The following is a 16,700-nucleotide window of genomic DNA, read 5'->3' on the forward strand; positions in this document are numbered from 1 at the left end:
GGAATTCAGATGTTTCTTCTGGTCAGCGCTGCGGCGTAGGCACAGATTAAGCGACTAATCATGGCCGGCAGTGTCGGCAAGCTCGGAGAACAACAGCCATGGCTGGGGATGACCGCGAGCCCATCGGGCGCAAAGGAAAACAACCAAAAAACACCGCGTCGCGCAAGCCGCCGCGCCGTCGCCGAGACGACGATTATGACGATTACGAAGAAGACGAGTATGACGATGATGAGTATGAAAAGGAGGAGGAACGCATGCCGCGTAAGGTAAAAGCGACTCCGCCGCGTAAAAAACGCCGCTGGCTCGGCCTGATTATCAAACTGATCCTGGTGATCGCCGTCCTGTTGGCGATCTACGGCGTCTATCTGGATTCCCAGATCCGCAGCCGCATCGACGGCAAAGTCTGGCAGCTGCCGGCGGCAGTGTACGGCCGCATGGTCAACCTGGAACCGGGCATGCCGTACAGCAAGAAGGAAATGGTCAACCTGCTGGAAGGTATGCAGTATCGCCAGGTCAGCCGCATGACGCGTCCGGGCGAGTTTACCGTGCAGGCTAACAGCATCGAGATGCTGCGCCGCCCGTTCGATTTCCCGGATGGTAAAGAAGGGCAGATCCGCGCCCGTCTCGATTTCCAGAACAACCGTCTGGCTAAGATCGAAAACCTGGACAGCGGCCGCAGCTTCGGCTTCTTCCGCCTCGATCCGCGCCTGATCACCATGCTGCAGTCGCCAAACGGTGAACAGCGTCTGTTCGTGCCGCGCGCCGGTTTCCCGGATCTGTTGGTGGATACGCTGATCGCCACGGAAGACCGCCACTTCTATGAGCATGACGGCATCAGCCCGTATTCCATCGGCCGTGCGGTGCTGGCCAACCTGACCGCCGGCCGTGCGGTGCAGGGTGGCAGTACCCTGACGCAGCAGCTGGTGAAGAACCTGTTCCTGACCAACGAACGCTCGCTGTGGCGTAAGGCCAACGAAGCCTATATGGCGCTGCTGGTCGATTACCGTTACAGCAAGGACCGCATTTTGGAGCTGTATCTGAACGAGGTGTACCTCGGCCAGAGCGGCAGCGACCAGATCCGCGGTTTCCCGTTGGCCAGCCTGTACTACTTCGGCCGTCCGGTGGACGAGCTGAGCCTCGATCAGCAGGCGCTGCTGGTCGGCATGGTCAAGGGCGCGTCGCTGTATAACCCGTGGCGTAACCCGAAACTGGCGCTGGAACGCCGCAATCTGGTGCTCAAGCTGCTGCAGAACCAGGGCGTGATCGACGGCGAGCTGTATGACATGCTGAGCGCGCGTCCGCTGGGCGTGCAGCCGAAAGGCGGCGTCATTACGCCACAGCCGGCCTTTATGCAGATGGTGCGTCAGGAGCTGCAGACCAGGCTGGGCGATAAGGTGAATGATCTGTCCGGCGTGAAGATTTTCACCACGCTGGATCCGGTGTCGCAAGACGCGGCGGAAAAAGCGGTCGAAGACGGCATCCCGGCGCTGCGCGCCGCGCGTCACGTGCAGGATCTGGAAGCGGCGATGGTGATCGTCGATCGCTTCAGCGGTGAAGTGCGCGCCATGGTCGGCGGCGCCAATCCGCAGTTCGCCGGTTTCAACCGCGCCATGCAGGCGCGCCGCCTGGTCGGCTCGCTGGCCAAGCCGCCGACGTACCTGACCGCGCTGTCCGAACCGGATAAATACCGCCTCAACACCTGGCTGGCGGATGCGCCGCTGTCGCTGAAACAGCCGAACGGCGCCGTCTGGCAGCCGAACAACTATGATCGCAAATTCCGCGGTCAGGTGATGCTGGTGGATGCGTTGGCCAACTCGCTGAACGTGCCGACGGTGAACCTCGGCCTGTCGGTGGGGCTGGATCAGATCAGCGCCACGCTGCAACGTCTGGGCATCCCGAAAGCGGAGATCAACCCGGTGCCTTCGATGCTGCTGGGCGCGATCGGCCTGACGCCGATGGAAGTCGCGCAGGAGTACCAGACCATCGCCAGCGGCGGTAACCGTGCGCCGCTGTCGGCGGTGCGTTCGGTGATCGCCGAAGACGGCACGGTGCTGTACCAGAGTTTCCCGCAGGCCGAACGCATGGTGCCGGCGCAGGCCGCTTACCTGACGCTGTACGCGATGCAGCAAGGCGTGGCGCGCGGGACGTCCCGCTCGCTGTCGGTGAAGTTCCCGAACTACAACCTGGCGGCGAAAACCGGTACCACCAACGATCTGCGCGACAGCTGGTTCGCCGGCATCGACGGCAAGGAAGTGGCGATCGCCTGGGTGGGGCGCGACAACAACGGCCCGGCCAAGCTGACCGGCGCCAACGGCGCGTTGACCCTGTATCGTCGTTATCTGGAAAACCAGACGCCGCTGCCGCTGATGCTGCAGCCGCCGGAAGGCATTAACCAGATGAGCATCGACTCTGCCGGCAACTTTATCTGCGGCGGCGGCAGCTGGCGCACCATCCCGGTTTGGACCGACAATCCGCAGGGATTGTGCCAGGCCAGCCAGGCGGCGGTGCAGCAACAGCAGCAACCGGCGGCGGGTGAGCAAAAAGATGGCGATGGCGTCGCCGGCTGGATCAAGGATATGTTCGGCCAGTAATCGCTACCGGGGCGTCGGCCCCGGTGAAAATTTTTTCTTTGTTATTAAGCCCGTAACCTTGGTTGCGGGCTTTTTTTATTTTTCCGCTCGTTTTATTCCCCTGTGAATTGCATGGCTAAGCGCCTAATCCTTAACCTATTTGCCCCATGAATTCGGCTTGCAGTTTAATTTGGCTTCTGCATAAAATGCGACGCTTATAATAATTATTATCGTTTACATTCTTCATTTAATAATTCATCAGAGAAATCAACTATGCCGACCAAGCGTCTTTCGTCATCCGCGGCCAAGCAGGGCCGTACCCCCGTCAGCGCGTTAGCGATCACCGTCGCTGCGGCGTTGGGCATGCTGGCGATGCCGGCTTTTTCCGCTGACGCCAAGTCGGCCGCCAAGGAAGACACGATTACCGTTGTGGGCGGCAGCAATACCGCCCAGCAGGAAAGCGCCTGGGGGCCGGTCGGCACCTATGTCGCCAAACGCAGCGCCACCGGCACCAAAACCGATACGCAGTTGGTAAAAACACCGCAATCAGTGTCGGTTGTGACACGTGAGCAGATGGACATTTTACAGCCAACCTCCGTCAAGGAAGCTCTGGGGTACACACCTGGGGTGATGGTCGGTAGCCGCGGTAGTTCCAACGTATATGATGCAGTCTACATTCGCGGTTTTGGTTCAGTTAACCAGAATGAATATCTGGATGGATTGAAGCTGCAGGGGGACTACTTTAACGAAGCCTCTATTGATCCCTATTTCCTGGAGCGTGCAGAAGTTTTACGTGGCCCTTCTTCTGTGTTGTATGGTAAGAGCAGCCCTGGCGGAATCGTTTCTCTAGTGAGTAAGCGTCCAACGAATGAGCCTATTCGTGAAGTGCAGTTTAAAATGGGCACTGACAGTCTGTTCCAAACTGGTTTCGACTTCAGCGATGCGTTAGATGAAGAGGGTAAATATGCGTTCCGTCTGACTGGATTGGCGAAAGATGCTAATGACCAGCAGAACATGGCTAAAGTAAAACGCTATGCTGTTGCTCCATCATTCAGTTGGCAGCCAGATGATCATACTAATTTAACCTTATATTCTTACCTGCAAAACGATCCTAATATGGGCTACTACGGTTGGCTGCCAATGCAAGGAACGGTGCAACCTGCACCTTATGGCAAGCTGCCCGCTAATTTCAATGAGGGTGAGAAGAGCAACTTTTATTCCCGCCAGACGCGAATGTTTGGTTACAGTTTCTATCATGACTTAAATGATACTTGGACTGTGCGTCAAAACTTACGGTATATGCAACTGCATACCAATCAAAATAATGTCTATGGTAATGGAGTTGCAGCCGATAACGTCACTTTAAACCGTAACTATATCGTTTCTAATGAGCGGCTGAACAACTTCAGTGTGGATACTCAAGCTCAGGCTAAGTTCGCTACAGGCCAGGTGGAACATACGTTACTGAGTGGCGTAGATTTCATGCGCATGAGCAATGATATTGAGGGCGGTTGGGGTATTGCAAGTACGCTTAACCTTGCCAACCCACAATTCGGTAATTATACAAAAGGTGCATTGAATCGTACTAGTAAAGTCGATGGGCAACAGCAAATCGGTATTTACATGCAAGAGCAGGCCGAATGGAATAATTGGATTCTGACAGCCGGCACTCGTTACGATTGGGCCAAAAGTACGGTCGAAGATCGTGTTGCAGACAGTTACAGTAAGCAAAAAGATCACCAGTCTACAAATCGTATTGGTCTTAACTATCTATTCGATAATGGCATTTCTCCATATGTCAGCTATGCACAGTCCTTCGAGCCAAACGTGGGGGCTGCATATGGCGGTAAAGCTTTTGTTCCATCCAAAGGGGAGCAATATGAAGCTGGTTTGAAGTTCATGCCTAAAGATAAACCAGTTTCTGCAACCATCGCGATCTATCAACTGACTAAGTCGAACAATCTGGTAACGGACGTTCAACACGCCAATGAAGGCTGGTATCAGCAGCAAACGGGGAAAATTCGTTCACGGGGCCTTGAGTTGGAAGGCAAAGCTGCATTGAATGCCAACGTTAACCTATTGGCTTCATATACTTATACCAATGCAGAGTATACTGAGGACACCACGAATAAAGGTAATACGCCAGCTATCATTCCTAAACATATGGCATCTCTGTGGGGAGATTATACTTTCCATGAGACGGCGTTGAGTGGTCTAACCTTTGGTGCGGGTGTTCGTTATACGGGGTCATCATTCGGTGATGAAGCCAATACTTTTAAAGTGCCGGCTTCTACCGTGTGGAATACCGTACTTAAGTATGACTTGGCTCGTTTTAACTTGCCGGGTTCTTCGATCGCTCTTAACGTGAACAACCTGTTTGATAAGCAATATGTGTCCAGTTGCTTTGCTACATATGGTTGTTTCTGGGGCGCAGAACGCCAGGTGGTCGCCACCGCAACCTTCCGTTTCTAACCGGATAGCCGGGGCGGCACTGCGTCGCCCCGGACAAAGCAGGATCTATGCAGGACAAACTTCTTAATCCCGGCGCGACCTTCGCGCTGGATAACGCCAGCTTCGCCGTCCCCGGCCGGGTGCTGTTGCAACCGCTGTCGCTCAGTTTTCCCCAGGGCAAAGTCTGCGGCCTGATCGGCCATAACGGTTCCGGTAAATCCACCCTGTTGAAACTGCTCGGGCGGCATCATGCGCCCAGCGGCGGTCAGGTCTTGCTCAATCGGCAGCCGTTGGCGCAGTGGGACAGCAAATCCTTCGCCCGCCAGGTGGCCTACCTGCCGCAGCAGTTGCCGGCGGCGGAAGGCATGACGGTGCGCGAGCTGGTGGCCGTCGGCCGCTATCCGTGGCACGGCGCGCTGGGGCGTTTTGGCGCCAACGATCGCCAATTGGTGGAGGAGGCCATCGCGCTGGTGGGGCTGAAGCCGTTCGCCAGCCGCTTGGTGGACAGCCTCTCCGGCGGCGAGCGCCAACGCGCCTGGCTGGCGATGATGGTGGCGCAGGACAGCCGCTGCCTGCTGCTTGACGAACCGACCTCGGCGCTGGACATCGCGCACCAGGTCGAGGTGCTGGCGCTGATCCAGCGCCTGAGCCGCGAACGCGATCTCACGGTGATCGCCGTGCTGCACGACATCAACATGGCGGCACGCTACTGCGACCATCTGGTGGCGCTGCGCGGCGGTGAAATGATCGCCCAGGGCGGCCCGCTGGAACTGATGCAGGGGCCGGTGCTGGAACAAATTTACGGTATTCCTATGGGCACGTTGCCGCACCCGAGCGGCGGCGCGCCGGTGAGTTTTGTCTACTGATGTTCTCTGCATTCACTTCTTCTCACGATCCGCTGCGCCGCCGTTTGTTGATGGCGCTGGCGCTGTCGCCGCTGTTGGGCTCGTTGCCCGGCCGAGCGGCGGATGCGCCGCCGGATATCGCCCGCGTTGCGGCGCTGGAATGGCTGCCGATCGAACTGCTGTTGGCATTGGGCGTGACGCCGCTGGCGGTGGCCGATGTGCATAACTACAACCTGTGGGTGGCGGAGCCGAAGCTGCCGGCGACGGTGGTCGACGTCGGCCAGCGCACCGAACCTAACCTCGAACTGCTGCAGCAGCTTCAGCCTTCGCTGGTGTTACTGTCGCAAGGCTATGGCCCAACGCCGCAAAAAATCCAACCCATCGCGCCAACCATGAGCTTTGGCTTCAACGACGGCAGCGGCAAACCGCTGACCGTCGCCCGCCAGTCGCTGATGGCGCTGGGGCAACGATTGGGCATAGAAAGCCGCGCGGTACAGCACCTGGCGCAGTTTGACCGCTTTATGCAGGACGCGCGTCAGCGCCTGCAAAGCTACACCCGGCAACCGCTGCTGCTGTTTTCGCTGATCGACACGCGCCATGCGTTGATCATCGGCCAGAAAAGCCTGTTCCAGGAGGCGATGGATCAACTGGGCATCCGCAACGCCTGGCAGGAAGAAACCAATTTCTGGGGCACGGCGGTGGTGGGCATTGAACGGTTGGCCACGGTGCGTAATGCCCGGGTCATCTATCTCGATCACGGTAATCAGGCGATGATGGACAAGGTCAGCGCGACGCCGCTGTGGCAGTCGTTGCCCTTCGTGCGGCAAAACCAGCTGCGGCAGGTGCCGGCGGTGTGGTTCTATGGCGCTACGCTGTCGACGATGCGGTTTTGCCGCCTGCTGGCGCAGGCTCAGGAGAGTGCGTCATGAGTTCGGGCATCCGGAAATTGCCGCTGACGCTGATCCTGCTGTTGCTGGCGGCGGCAGGTGGCCTGACGATATACAACCTGGCGCAGCAGCTGCCGCCGGCGCAATGGGCGCGGGCGCTCAGCGCGCCGGACATCGACGACGTGCGGCAAATGCTGTTCCATTACAGCCTGTTGCCGCGGTTGACGGTGTCGCTGTTGGCCGGCGCCGGTCTGGGGTTGGTCGGCGTGCTGTTCCAGCAGGTGTTGCGCAATCCGTTGGCGGAGCCGCCGACGCTCGGCGTCGCCGCCGGCGCGCAGCTTGGCCTGACCATCGCCACGCTGTGGGTGCTGCCGGGAGGTGAGTTTACCCGCCAGTTGGCCGCTATGGTGGGCGCGATTGTGGTGGGCGGGCTGGTGTTCGGCGTCGCCTGGGGCAAACGGATGTCGCCGGTCACGCTGATTCTGGCCGGGCTGGTACTGGGGCTGTACTGCGGCGCGGTCAACAGCCTGTTGGCGCTGTTTAATTACGATCAGCTGCAGGGCATGTTCCTGTGGGGCACCGGCGCGTTGAACCAACAGGACTGGAGCGCCGTGCAGTTCCTCCTGCCGCGTTTGCTGGTGGCTGGCCTGTTAGCGGCGCTGTTGCTGCGCCCGCTGACGCTGCTGGGGCTGGACGACGGTGTGGCGCGCAACCTGGGGTTAGGGCTGTCGATGGCGCGCTTCTGTGCTTTGGGGGTGGCCATCATCTTCAGCGCCATGTTGGTGAGCGCGGTGGGCGTTATCGGCTTTATCGGCCTGTTTGCACCGCTGATGGCGAAGATGTTGGGGGCTCGCCGCCTGGCGCACCGCATGATGCTGGCGCCGCTGCTGGGGGCGCTGTTGCTGTGGCTGACCGATCAGGTGATGCTCGGGGTAACGCAGGTGTGGCACGAGATCCCGACCGGCGCGGCCACCGCGCTGTTCGGCGCGCCGCTGCTGCTGTGGCTGCTGCCGCGTTTGCGCAGCGCCGCCACGCCGCCGCCGATGAACCTCGGCGACAAGGTGCCTGCCGAACGCGGGAATCTGCCCGGCTGGATCCTGGTGGGCGGCCTCGTGTTGCTGATCGGCCTGGCGCTGGCGCTGATGCTGGGCAAAAATGCCGGCGGCTGGCACTGGAGCCTGGGCGTGGAACTGGACGCTCTGCTGCCGTGGCGCTGGCCGCGGGTGTTGTCGGCGCTGGCGGCGGGCATGATGCTGGCGGTCGCCGGCACGCTGATCCAGAAGTTGACCGGCAATCCGATGGCCAGCCCGGAAGTGTTGGGCATCAGCTCCGGCGCCGCTTTTGGCGTCGTGATGATGCTGTTTATGGTGCCGGGCGACGCCTTCGTGTGGCTGCTGCCCGCCGGCAGTCTGGGAGCGGCCGCCACGTTGCTGATCATCATGATCGCCGCAGGCCGCGGCGGTTTCTCGACCGAACGCATGCTGCTGGCCGGTATCGCGCTCAGCACAGCCTTTACCACCGTCATCTTCCTGCTGTTGGCCAGCGGCGATCCGCGTATGGGGGGCTTGCTGACCTGGCTCTCCGGTTCGACCTATTCGGTGGAACCGGCGCAGGCGCTGCGCACCGCGCTGATCGCCGCCGGATTGCTGGTATTGGCGCCGCTGTGCCGCCGTTGGCTGACCATCCTGCCGCTCGGCGGCGCCACCGCCCGTTCGGTGGGCATTGCGCTGGCGCCGGCGCGGTTGAGCATTCTGTTGCTGGCTGCCACCCTGACCGCGATGGCGACTCTGACCGTAGGGCCGCTGAGCTTTGTCGGGCTGATGGCGCCGCATATGGCGCGCATGCTGGGCTTCCGCCGCGCGCTGCCGCAAATGGTGATCGCCGCGCTGCTGGGCGGCTTGCTGATGGTGTTTGCCGACTGGTGCGGACGGATGCTGCTGTTCCCGTATCAGATCCCCGCCGGGTTATTGGCGACCTTTATCGGTGCACCGTACTTCGTGTATCTGTTGCGTAAGCAGACCTCGTAAGCGGCGTCTCGGCTGCGTTTTCTCTGTCATCAAAGGCTCAGCGTTGCTGGGCCTTTTTTTATTTTTCATGATGTTGCAAGGCGCTGCGAACGGATGCGCAAAAACGATATTGCGTGCGAAAAGGAACGCGAGGCGTGGCGGTGAGATGAATATACTGCGGGCGGGTGCTCTGGATCTTTGTCTCTGGAGCTTCTGCGAAAGGTACAAAGAGAAAAGCCCCGAGTCGATATCCATCAACCCGAGGCCTACTCTAACGCGTCACAACGTTAAGTTAGCCTCTTACCCGCCGCGAGGCAAGGAGAAGAAGGCATGATGCCGAACAAACGCAGCCCGTTAAAACTGGTGATTATTTGTGTCACTGTAATATCACTGGCATGGATAACCCGCAGCACGCTGTGTGAGCTGCGGATCCGAGCGGGCACTACGGAGGTTGCGGCCATTTTGGCTTACGAATCCGAACGGTAAGGCAACCCGGCGGCGGGGGCTTTGCCTCCGCTTGCCGGCAGTCGATGCGTTGATCCAAGAGCACCCATCCGCTCAAAAAAAAACGGCGAGCCAGGGCTCGCCGTTTTCATGTTGATGTCGGGGCTTATTTCAGGCCGGCGGCATCGCGCAGCAGCGCGGCTTTGTCGGTCGCTTCCCACGGGAAGTGCTCGCGGCCGAAGTGGCCGTAGGCAGCGGTTTCGCGGTAGATCGGCTGCAGCAGATCCATCATCTGGATCAGGCCATATGGGCGCAGATCGAAGAATTCGCGCACCAGCAGCGTCAGCTGTTCGGTTGGCACTTTCTCGGTACCGAAGGTTTCCACCATGATGGAGGTCGGTTCCGCTACGCCGATAGCGTAAGACACCTGGATTTCGCAACGATCGGCCAGGCCGGCGGCAACGATGTTTTTCGCCACGTAGCGTGCCGCGTAGGCCGCGGAACGGTCAACCTTGGACGGATCCTTACCGGAGAAGGCGCCGCCGCCGTGGCGCGCCATGCCACCGTAGGTGTCGACGATGATCTTACGGCCGGTCAGGCCGCAGTCGCCCATTGGGCCGCCGATAACGAAACGGCCGGTCGGGTTGATGTGGTATTTGGTGCCCGCCGTCAGCCATTCCGCCGGCAGGACCGGTTTGATGATCTCTTCCATCACCGCTTCTTGCAGATCTTTCAGCGCGATGTCTTCGGAATGCTGGGTGGACAGCACCACGGCGTCGATGCCGACGATTTTGCCGTCGTCGTACTGGAAGGTCACCTGGCTCTTCGCGTCCGGACGCAGCCACGGCAGGGTGCCGTTTTTACGCACTTCGGACTGGCGCTGCACCAGACGGTGCGCGTAGGTCACCGGGGCCGGCATCAGCACGTCGGTTTCGTTGGTGGCGTAGCCAAACATCAAGCCCTGATCGCCGGCGCCCTGCTCGAGAGGATCGGTACGGTCAACGCCCTGATTGATATCAGGGGATTGTTTGCCGATGGCGCTCAATACTGCGCAGGAGTTGGCGTCAAAGCCCATGTCCGAATGAACGTAGCCGATCTCGCGCACGGTCTTGCGGGTGATCTCTTCGATATCGACCCAGGCGCTGGTGGTGATTTCACCGCCGACCAGCACCATGCCGGTTTTCACGTAGGTTTCGCAGGCGACGCGCGCCTTCGGATCTTGTTCCAGGATGGCGTCGAGGACGGCATCGGAGATCTGATCGGCGATTTTATCGGGATGTCCTTCGGAGACGGATTCGGACGTGAAGAGGTGTTTAGCCATTGTGTTCTTTACCTTGCATAAGACGGGTTAGAAATTACTGCACAGCGCTGGAGATCCGGCATCAAAGCGAAGGGTCTTCCGCTGATGGCGCGAGATGCATCCTGCAACGCCCCTCAGGCAAAGCCGTTAAGCAGTTTATCAGTTAACCAGTATAGATGGATTAACATCTGGACGTCTATTTTAGGTCAGGGTTTAGCCAGATTGCCAGTAATTTTTTGCGCTTTCGCTCTTTTGCGCAAACGGGTTGGCGCCATTTTCATCGCTTGAAACAGTTTTCGGCGAATTTTCATTTTGCTTTTTCACCTGCTTATCGGTATAAACTGCGCGCGCGGTTCATTTGCTGCACAGTACGGCGGTCTTGAGTGGGGGAAGGCGCGATAAACTTCCGCTTTGCATTCGCCGCCGTTGCGCTATTATCCGTCGCAGGCGTTCGCCGTGAGCGCCGCCGCTTCATCGAACGGTCACGTTCTTACACTATTTTAGAGGCTTGGTCGTTCACTCCGAACGGCGCGCGTGGAGGTGGTTGGATTAATGATCCGTTGTCTACCGGTTGTTGGTTCCCAACAGCAGTGCCGTTCTGGCGCACATTCTTCTGCTATTTCCCGTCTTGTCTCTTTGTCACTTACCAGGTGCGATAAACACTTGGCCGCTACTCAGGATTCTCGGGCCGGCTAACGGTCGTCTGAAGAACTGAACAAGGGTAGCCTGCAGCCTTCCTGTGGGATGTTTCTTGGCCCGATTCACGAGGTTTGAACAGGGTGTCTTACAATTATATGAGTGATAAACCGATCGCTGACCGCGAACGGCGGTTCTCTTCGCTGCCGCCAGCGCGGCTTGTTGGGTTGTTCTCGCGGGTGGTAGCTGCGATAGTGGCTGACGGTTTCGTCAGTGCGGAATGTGAGGCGAACCATGTCTGATGATCTGTTGATTCACCGCCCGCCGGTTGCGGGCGAGTCTTTATCTTTGCGCTCCATGCAGGAGGTTGCCATGAATGATCGTAATGCCAGCAAGATGCTGCGTACTTATAACGTCGCCTACTGGGGCAACAATTACTATGACGTCAACGAGCTGGGCCATATCAGCGTGTGCCCGGACCCGGATGTCCCGCAGGCGCGCGTCGATCTGGCAGAACTGGTGAAAACGCGCCAGCAAGACGGCCAACGTTTGCCTGCGCTGTTCTGCTTCCCGCAGATCCTTCAGCATCGCTTGCGTTCGATCAACGCCGCGTTCAAACGCGCGCGTGAGTCTTTCGGTTACCAGGGCGGCTATTTCCTGGTGTATCCGATCAAGGTGAACCAACATCGCCGCGTGATTGAGTCGCTGGTGAACTCCGGCGAACCGCTGGGGCTGGAAGCCGGCTCCAAGGCCGAGCTGATGGCGGTGCTGGCGCATGCCGGCATGACCCGCTCGGTGATCGTCTGTAACGGCTATAAAGATCGTGAATATATTCGCCTGGCGCTGATCGGAGAAAAACTGGGGCACAAGGTGTACCTGGTGATCGAGAAGATGTCCGAGATCAACCTGGTGCTGGAAGAGGCTGAGCGGCTGAACGTGGTGCCGCGCCTGGGCGTGCGTGCGCGCCTGGCGTCGCAGGGCTCCGGCAAATGGCAGTCGAGCGGCGGCGAAAAATCCAAGTTCGGTCTGGCGGCGGTGCAGGTGCTGAAGCTGGTGGAGACCCTGCGCGAAGCGGGCCGTCTCGACAGCCTGCAACTGCTGCATTTCCACTTGGGCTCGCAGCTGGCCAACATTCGCGATATCGCCACCGGCGTGCGCGAATCGGCGCGCTTTTACGTTGAACTGCACAAGCTGGGCGTAAACATTCAGTGCTTCGACGTGGGCGGCGGCTTGGGCGTCGACTACGAAGGCACCCGCTCGCAGTCCGACTGCTCGGTGAACTACGGCCTGAACGAATACGCCAACAACGTGATTTGGGGTATCGGCGATGCCTGTAACGAACACGGCCTGCCGCACCCGACGGTGATCACCGAGTCCGGCCGCGCCGTGACCGCTCACCATACGGTGCTGGTTTCCAACGTGATCGGCGTCGAGCGCAACGAATTCAGCGAACCGTTGCCGCCGGAAGCCGACGCGCCGCGCGCGCTGGAAAGCATGTGGGAAACCTGGCTGGAAATGAACGAGCCGGAGAACCGCCGCTCGCTGCGCGAATGGCTGCACGACAGCCAGATGGATCTGCACGACGTGCATACCCAATACGCGCACGGCATGCTGGATCTGACCAAGCGCGCCTGGGCCGAGCAGCTGTATCTGAACATCTGCAACAAGATCCAGCAGCAGCTCGATCCGAGCAATCGCGCGCACCGTCCAATCATCGACGAGCTGCAAGAGCGCATGGCGGACAAGTTCTACGTCAACTTCTCGCTGTTCCAGTCGATGCCGGATGCCTGGGGTATCGATCAGCTGTTCCCGGTGCTGCCGCTGGAAGGGCTGGATAAGCCGCCGGAAGGCCGTGCGGTGCTGCTCGACATCACCTGCGATTCCGACGGCACTATCGACCATTACGTCGACGGCGACGGCGTGGCGACCACCATGCCGATGCCGCCGTACGATCCGGAGAACCCGCCGGCGCTGGGCTTCTTCATGGTCGGCGCGTACCAGGAGATCCTCGGCAACATGCACAACCTGTTCGGCGACACCGCCTCGGTTGACGTGTACGTGTTCCCGGACGGCAGCGTCGAGACCGAGTTGTCCGACGAGGGCGACACCGTGGCGGACATGCTGGAGTACGTGCAGCTCGATCCGGGTGCGCTGCTGGCCAAGTTCCGCGATCAGGTCAAAGAAACCGATCTGGACAGCGAGCTGCAGGCGCAATTCCTGGAAGAGTTTGAAGCCGGCCTGTACGGCTACACGTATCTGGAAGACGAGTAACTGCCCTCTTCAGGGGGGCGATATCGGCCCCCTTGAAGCATGGATAAAATGCGGCCATAATCAGCCGTATCGGTAGCACCGAAACAAACATCGAACAAATCCCTTTCTCGTCGGGCTAACGACGCGGGAGGGATTTTTTTTTGTAACGGCCCGGCGTCTGCGCCCGGCAACTTGTTGAACTACGAGGGTTTACTATGAGCACCTTAGGCCATCAGTCCGATAATTCATTAGTGTCCAACGCCTTTGGTTTCCTGCGCTTTCCGCTGAACTTCATGCCTTACGACAGCGATGCAGAGTGGGTCATCACCGGCATTCCGTTTGACATGGCGACCTCCGGTCGCGCTGGCGGCCGTCACGGCCCGGCGGCTATTCGTCAGGTGTCCACCAACCTGGCCTGGGAAGGCAACCGCTGGCCGTGGAGCTTCGATCTGCGCGATCGGCTGAACGTGGTTGACTGCGGCGATATCGTGTTCAACTTCGGCGACGCGCAAGACATGAGCGACAAGCTGCAGGCGCACGCGGAGAAACTGCTGAAGGCCGGTAAGCGCATGCTCTCGTTCGGCGGCGACCACTTCGTGACCCTGCCGCTGCTGCGCGCGCACGCCAAGCATTTCGGCAAGCTGGCGCTGGTGCACTTCGACGCCCACACCGATACCTACGCCAACGGCAGCAAGTTCGACCACGGCACCATGTTCTACCATGCCCCGAACGAAGGCTTGATCGATCCGCATCACTCGGTGCAGATTGGCATCCGTACCGAGTTCGATCATGACAACGGTTTTACCGTGCTGGACGCCGCGCAGGTGAACGATCGCAGCGTGGACGACCTGCTGACCCAGATCAAGGGCATCGTCGGCGATATGCCGGTGTATCTGACCTTCGACATTGACTGCCTGGATCCGGCGTTCGCACCGGGCACCGGCACGCCGGTGATCGGCGGCCTGACCTCCGATCGCGCGCTGAAGCTGGTGCGCGGCATGCAGTCGCTGAACATCGTCGGCATGGACGTGGTGGAAGTGGCGCCGGCTTATGACCAGTCCGAGATCACCGCGCTGGCCGCGGCGACCCTGGGCCTGGAGATGCTGTACCTGCAGGCGGCCAAGAAACACGCCTGACGCCAGGCCACTCTTCGCTGAAAAAGCGGCTCCCATCGTATGGAGCCGCTTTTTTTATTTCATTTGTCGCCATCCGCGCTGCCCTTTTCAGTCCGTTGCAACGCCTTTGCGCAATCCTGCGCAGAAATGAAACTGAGTCAGAGAAAAGGAAACGGGACAACGGAGAGGATGAATATACTGCGCGCGGGTGCTCTGGATCTTTGTATCTGGAGCCTGCGTGAAAGGTACAAAGAGAAAAGCCCCGAGTCGATATCCATCAACCCGAGGCCAACTCTAACGCCAGACAACGTTAAGTTAGCCTCTTACCCGCCGCGAGGCAAGGAGAAGAAGGCATGATGCCGAACAAACGGAGCCTGTTAAAATTGGTGGTTATTTGTGCCACGGTAATATCACTGGCATGGATAACTCGCAGCACGCTGTGTGAGCTGCGGATCCGATCGGGCAATACGGAGGTTGCGGCCATTTTGGCTTACGAATCCGAACGGTAAGGCAACCCGGCGACGGGGATGTTCCCCGTCTGCTGGCTGTTGGCGTCCAGATCCACGAGCACCCTCTCAACGCTTTCGGTTTTCCGCCGCACAGGGCAGAGAAACGGGTTTATGCCCGCTTCATCTGCTGTGCCAGCAACATGCGGCCAAACAGCGCGCCGCCCGCCAGCAGCGTCAGCAGCTGCGAGGCGATCAGCACTGCAAAGCCTGAAGACACCTTGCCCTGGCTGGCCATCACCATGCCCATCGCCATCGGCACAAACGCCGAGAACAGATTGCCGATGCCGTTGATCAGCCCATAGGCGCTGCCGACCGCCTCCGGCCGCGCATAATGTTGCAGCAGCGTGGGTATCGCCGCGCCCTGCGCCCCCCAACAGGCGTTGGCCGCCAGCAGGAAGAAGGCGATCCAGCCAAGCTGATGGCTGTGCATCACGCCATAAATGCACAGCGCGGTCGCTGCGCCGCCGCAGACGAAGATCAGCGGCGCCTGATAAGGGCGGATACGATCGAGCAATACGCCACCGAGGTATTTGGAGGCGATGCTGACGATGAAAGGCAGCGCGGCCATCCAGCCCATCTGTTTGATGGAAAAACCCTTTTCATCGGTCAGATACGCCGGCAGCCAGGCGCTGGAGCCCCACAGGTAGCTGAGCGTGGCGATCTCGATCAGCAGGATCCAGCAGAGCATCGGCGTGCGCCAGGCCAGTGCAAAGGTGCGCCAGACGCGGCTCAGCACCGGTTGCGGATCGGCAGGGCGTGAAGATGAGGATAAGGGGAGCGGGTGAACGAACAGCCGCACCAGCGCCAGCCCCAGCAGCAGGTTGAGCAGCGCCAGCAGGTGAAACGACATCGCCCAACCGAAGTGCGCCATCAGAAAACTCACCAGCGGAAAGCCGAGCACCAGCCCCAACGAAACGCCCAGCGCGCTGACCGCGTTGGGCTTGCCGCGCTCGTCGGCGGCGAAATGGTCGCCGATGTACATGGTCTTCAGCGAGAACAGCGGCCCTTCGCTGACGCCAAGCAGCGCGCGCACCACGCACAGCAGCATCAGCGACCCCGCCAGCGGCGAGGCGGCGGTGAGCAGCGCCCACAGCACCACGCTCAGCGTCAGCGCGCGGCGGTAGCCCATCAGCGTTTCCAGAAACGGCGTCAGCAACATGGCGGACAGCCCGTAGCCGAGCAAAAACACCGTCATCAGCGTGCCCTGGTGAGCGCGGTCACCGCCAAGTTGGAAGTGTTGCAGGAAGTCGGGATTGACCAACATCACGGCGATATTGACCCGATCCGCATAGGCGATAACGATCAGAAACAGCAGGGCGATCACTCCAAACCAGCGTTGACGTTGTTGCACGGCGCGTTCCTCAGTGCGAGCGGTTGACGAATTCAGGCAGCAGCAAACTCACCCGAGGATGCCAGTTAGCGCAAACGCGGGGGATGAGGCTGATTGATGTAAATTTATTGTTATCAAATAGGGTGTGAAAGACAGAGAGAAAACACTTTTACGCGCAATGCGTCGTCGGAATCAACGCGTTTTTTGCCATAAATTAGCAGGGGAGCGCACAACTGACATAGGTTTTTCATATCGGTGCATTATTTCGTGATCCTTCCCGCATTTGTCATTTTTAAACAACCTTTCATTAACATTTGCCGTTCCGCTCGCTTGACGAAAGTTTCGCCATACTTATAG

Annotated in this window: 11 protein-coding genes; 9 read left to right on the forward strand and 2 right to left on the reverse strand. The window is 59.3% G+C overall.

Annotated elements, in window-relative coordinates:
• Nucleotides 1–98 precede the first annotated feature (98 nt).
• The 6 genes from mrcB to ACJ8IN_RS04390 all read left to right on the forward strand — a co-directional run bounded on the left by mrcB (nucleotide 99) and on the right by ACJ8IN_RS04390 (nucleotide 9,245).
• Nucleotides 99–2,591: a bifunctional glycosyl transferase/transpeptidase gene (mrcB, locus tag ACJ8IN_RS04365; RefSeq protein WP_060428806.1), complete on the forward strand. Its 2,493-nt coding sequence runs from the start codon at nucleotides 99–101 to the stop codon at nucleotides 2,589–2,591.
• Between the two features lie 252 nt (nucleotides 2,592–2,843).
• Nucleotides 2,844–5,042: a ferrichrome porin FhuA gene (fhuA, locus tag ACJ8IN_RS04370; protein ID WP_060425083.1), complete on the forward strand. Its 2,199-nt coding sequence runs from the start codon at nucleotides 2,844–2,846 to the stop codon at nucleotides 5,040–5,042.
• A 47-nt stretch (nucleotides 5,043–5,089) separates the two neighbouring features.
• Nucleotides 5,090–5,887 (forward strand): Fe3+-hydroxamate ABC transporter ATP-binding protein FhuC, encoded by a 798-nt coding sequence (gene fhuC, locus ACJ8IN_RS04375; RefSeq protein WP_033649613.1) that lies wholly within the window; start codon nucleotides 5,090–5,092, stop codon nucleotides 5,885–5,887.
• The gene (gene fhuD, locus ACJ8IN_RS04380) at nucleotides 5,887–6,795 is read left to right on the forward strand and encodes a Fe(3+)-hydroxamate ABC transporter substrate-binding protein FhuD (RefSeq protein ID WP_060428808.1); all 909 of its coding nucleotides are present in this window, start codon (nucleotides 5,887–5,889) and stop codon (nucleotides 6,793–6,795) included. Before fhuC ends, fhuD begins: the two co-directional genes overlap by 1 nt.
• A complete protein-coding gene (gene fhuB / locus ACJ8IN_RS04385; protein WP_308326026.1) occupies nucleotides 6,792–8,780 on the forward strand; it encodes a Fe(3+)-hydroxamate ABC transporter permease FhuB in 1,989 nt (662 codons plus the stop codon). Before fhuD ends, fhuB begins: the two co-directional genes overlap by 4 nt.
• 312 nt (nucleotides 8,781–9,092) lie before the next feature.
• Nucleotides 9,093–9,245, forward strand: a complete 153-nt coding sequence (locus ACJ8IN_RS04390; RefSeq protein WP_039567912.1) for a Hok/Gef family protein — start codon at nucleotides 9,093–9,095, stop codon at nucleotides 9,243–9,245.
• A gap of 124 nt (nucleotides 9,246–9,369) precedes the next feature.
• Here ACJ8IN_RS04390 and metK read toward each other — a convergent pair whose 3' ends face one another.
• Complete coding sequence (gene metK, locus ACJ8IN_RS04395; protein ID WP_033654692.1) at nucleotides 9,370–10,524, reverse strand: methionine adenosyltransferase; 1,155 nt, start codon at nucleotides 10,522–10,524, stop codon at nucleotides 9,370–9,372.
• 909 nt (nucleotides 10,525–11,433) lie between these two features.
• Here metK and speA point away from each other — a divergent pair.
• From speA to ACJ8IN_RS04410, 3 genes are all read left to right on the forward strand, one after another.
• Nucleotides 11,434–13,410, forward strand: coding sequence for a biosynthetic arginine decarboxylase (speA, locus tag ACJ8IN_RS04400; RefSeq protein WP_033649617.1), 1,977 nt, complete (start codon nucleotides 11,434–11,436; stop codon nucleotides 13,408–13,410).
• Nucleotides 13,411–13,604: 194 nt separating this feature from the next.
• Entirely contained in the window at nucleotides 13,605–14,525 is a 921-nt protein-coding gene (gene speB / locus ACJ8IN_RS04405; RefSeq protein WP_004937606.1) for an agmatinase, read from the forward strand.
• A gap of 335 nt (nucleotides 14,526–14,860) precedes the next feature.
• Nucleotides 14,861–15,013, forward strand: coding sequence for a Hok/Gef family protein (locus tag ACJ8IN_RS04410; protein ID WP_033638576.1), 153 nt, complete (start codon nucleotides 14,861–14,863; stop codon nucleotides 15,011–15,013).
• A gap of 109 nt (nucleotides 15,014–15,122) precedes the next feature.
• Here the strand turns inward: ACJ8IN_RS04410 and ACJ8IN_RS04415 are convergent, their stop codons facing one another.
• A complete protein-coding gene (locus ACJ8IN_RS04415) occupies nucleotides 15,123–16,364 on the reverse strand; it encodes an MFS transporter (RefSeq protein WP_060425287.1) in 1,242 nt (413 codons plus the stop codon).
• Between the last annotated feature and the right edge of the window lie 336 nt (nucleotides 16,365–16,700).

This window comes from Serratia sp. CY31944, from assembly GCF_052169175.1.
Taxonomy (GTDB): Bacteria; Pseudomonadota; Gammaproteobacteria; order Enterobacterales; family Enterobacteriaceae; genus Serratia; species Serratia sarumanii.

Bases quoted from the DNA above. Each gene is read 5' to 3' on its own strand.
- fhuD (WP_060428808.1), top strand. From the start codon at position 5,887: ATGTTCTCTGCATTCACTTCTTCTCACGATCCGCTGCGCCGCCGTTTG.
- speA (WP_033649617.1), top strand. From the start codon at position 11,434: ATGTCTGATGATCTGTTGATTCACCGCCCGCCGGTTGCGGGCGAGTCT.
- fhuB (WP_308326026.1), top strand. From the start codon at position 6,792: ATGAGTTCGGGCATCCGGAAATTGCCGCTGACGCTGATCCTGCTGTTG.
- ACJ8IN_RS04390 (WP_039567912.1), top strand. From the start codon at position 9,093: ATGCCGAACAAACGCAGCCCGTTAAAACTGGTGATTATTTGTGTCACT.
- speB (WP_004937606.1), top strand. From the start codon at position 13,605: ATGAGCACCTTAGGCCATCAGTCCGATAATTCATTAGTGTCCAACGCC.
- fhuC (WP_033649613.1), top strand. From the start codon at position 5,090: ATGCAGGACAAACTTCTTAATCCCGGCGCGACCTTCGCGCTGGATAAC.
- ACJ8IN_RS04410 (WP_033638576.1), top strand. From the start codon at position 14,861: ATGCCGAACAAACGGAGCCTGTTAAAATTGGTGGTTATTTGTGCCACG.
- metK (WP_033654692.1), bottom strand. From the start codon at position 10,524: ATGGCTAAACACCTCTTCACGTCCGAATCCGTCTCCGAAGGACATCCC.
- mrcB (WP_060428806.1), top strand. From the start codon at position 99: ATGGCTGGGGATGACCGCGAGCCCATCGGGCGCAAAGGAAAACAACCA.
- fhuA (WP_060425083.1), top strand. From the start codon at position 2,844: ATGCCGACCAAGCGTCTTTCGTCATCCGCGGCCAAGCAGGGCCGTACC.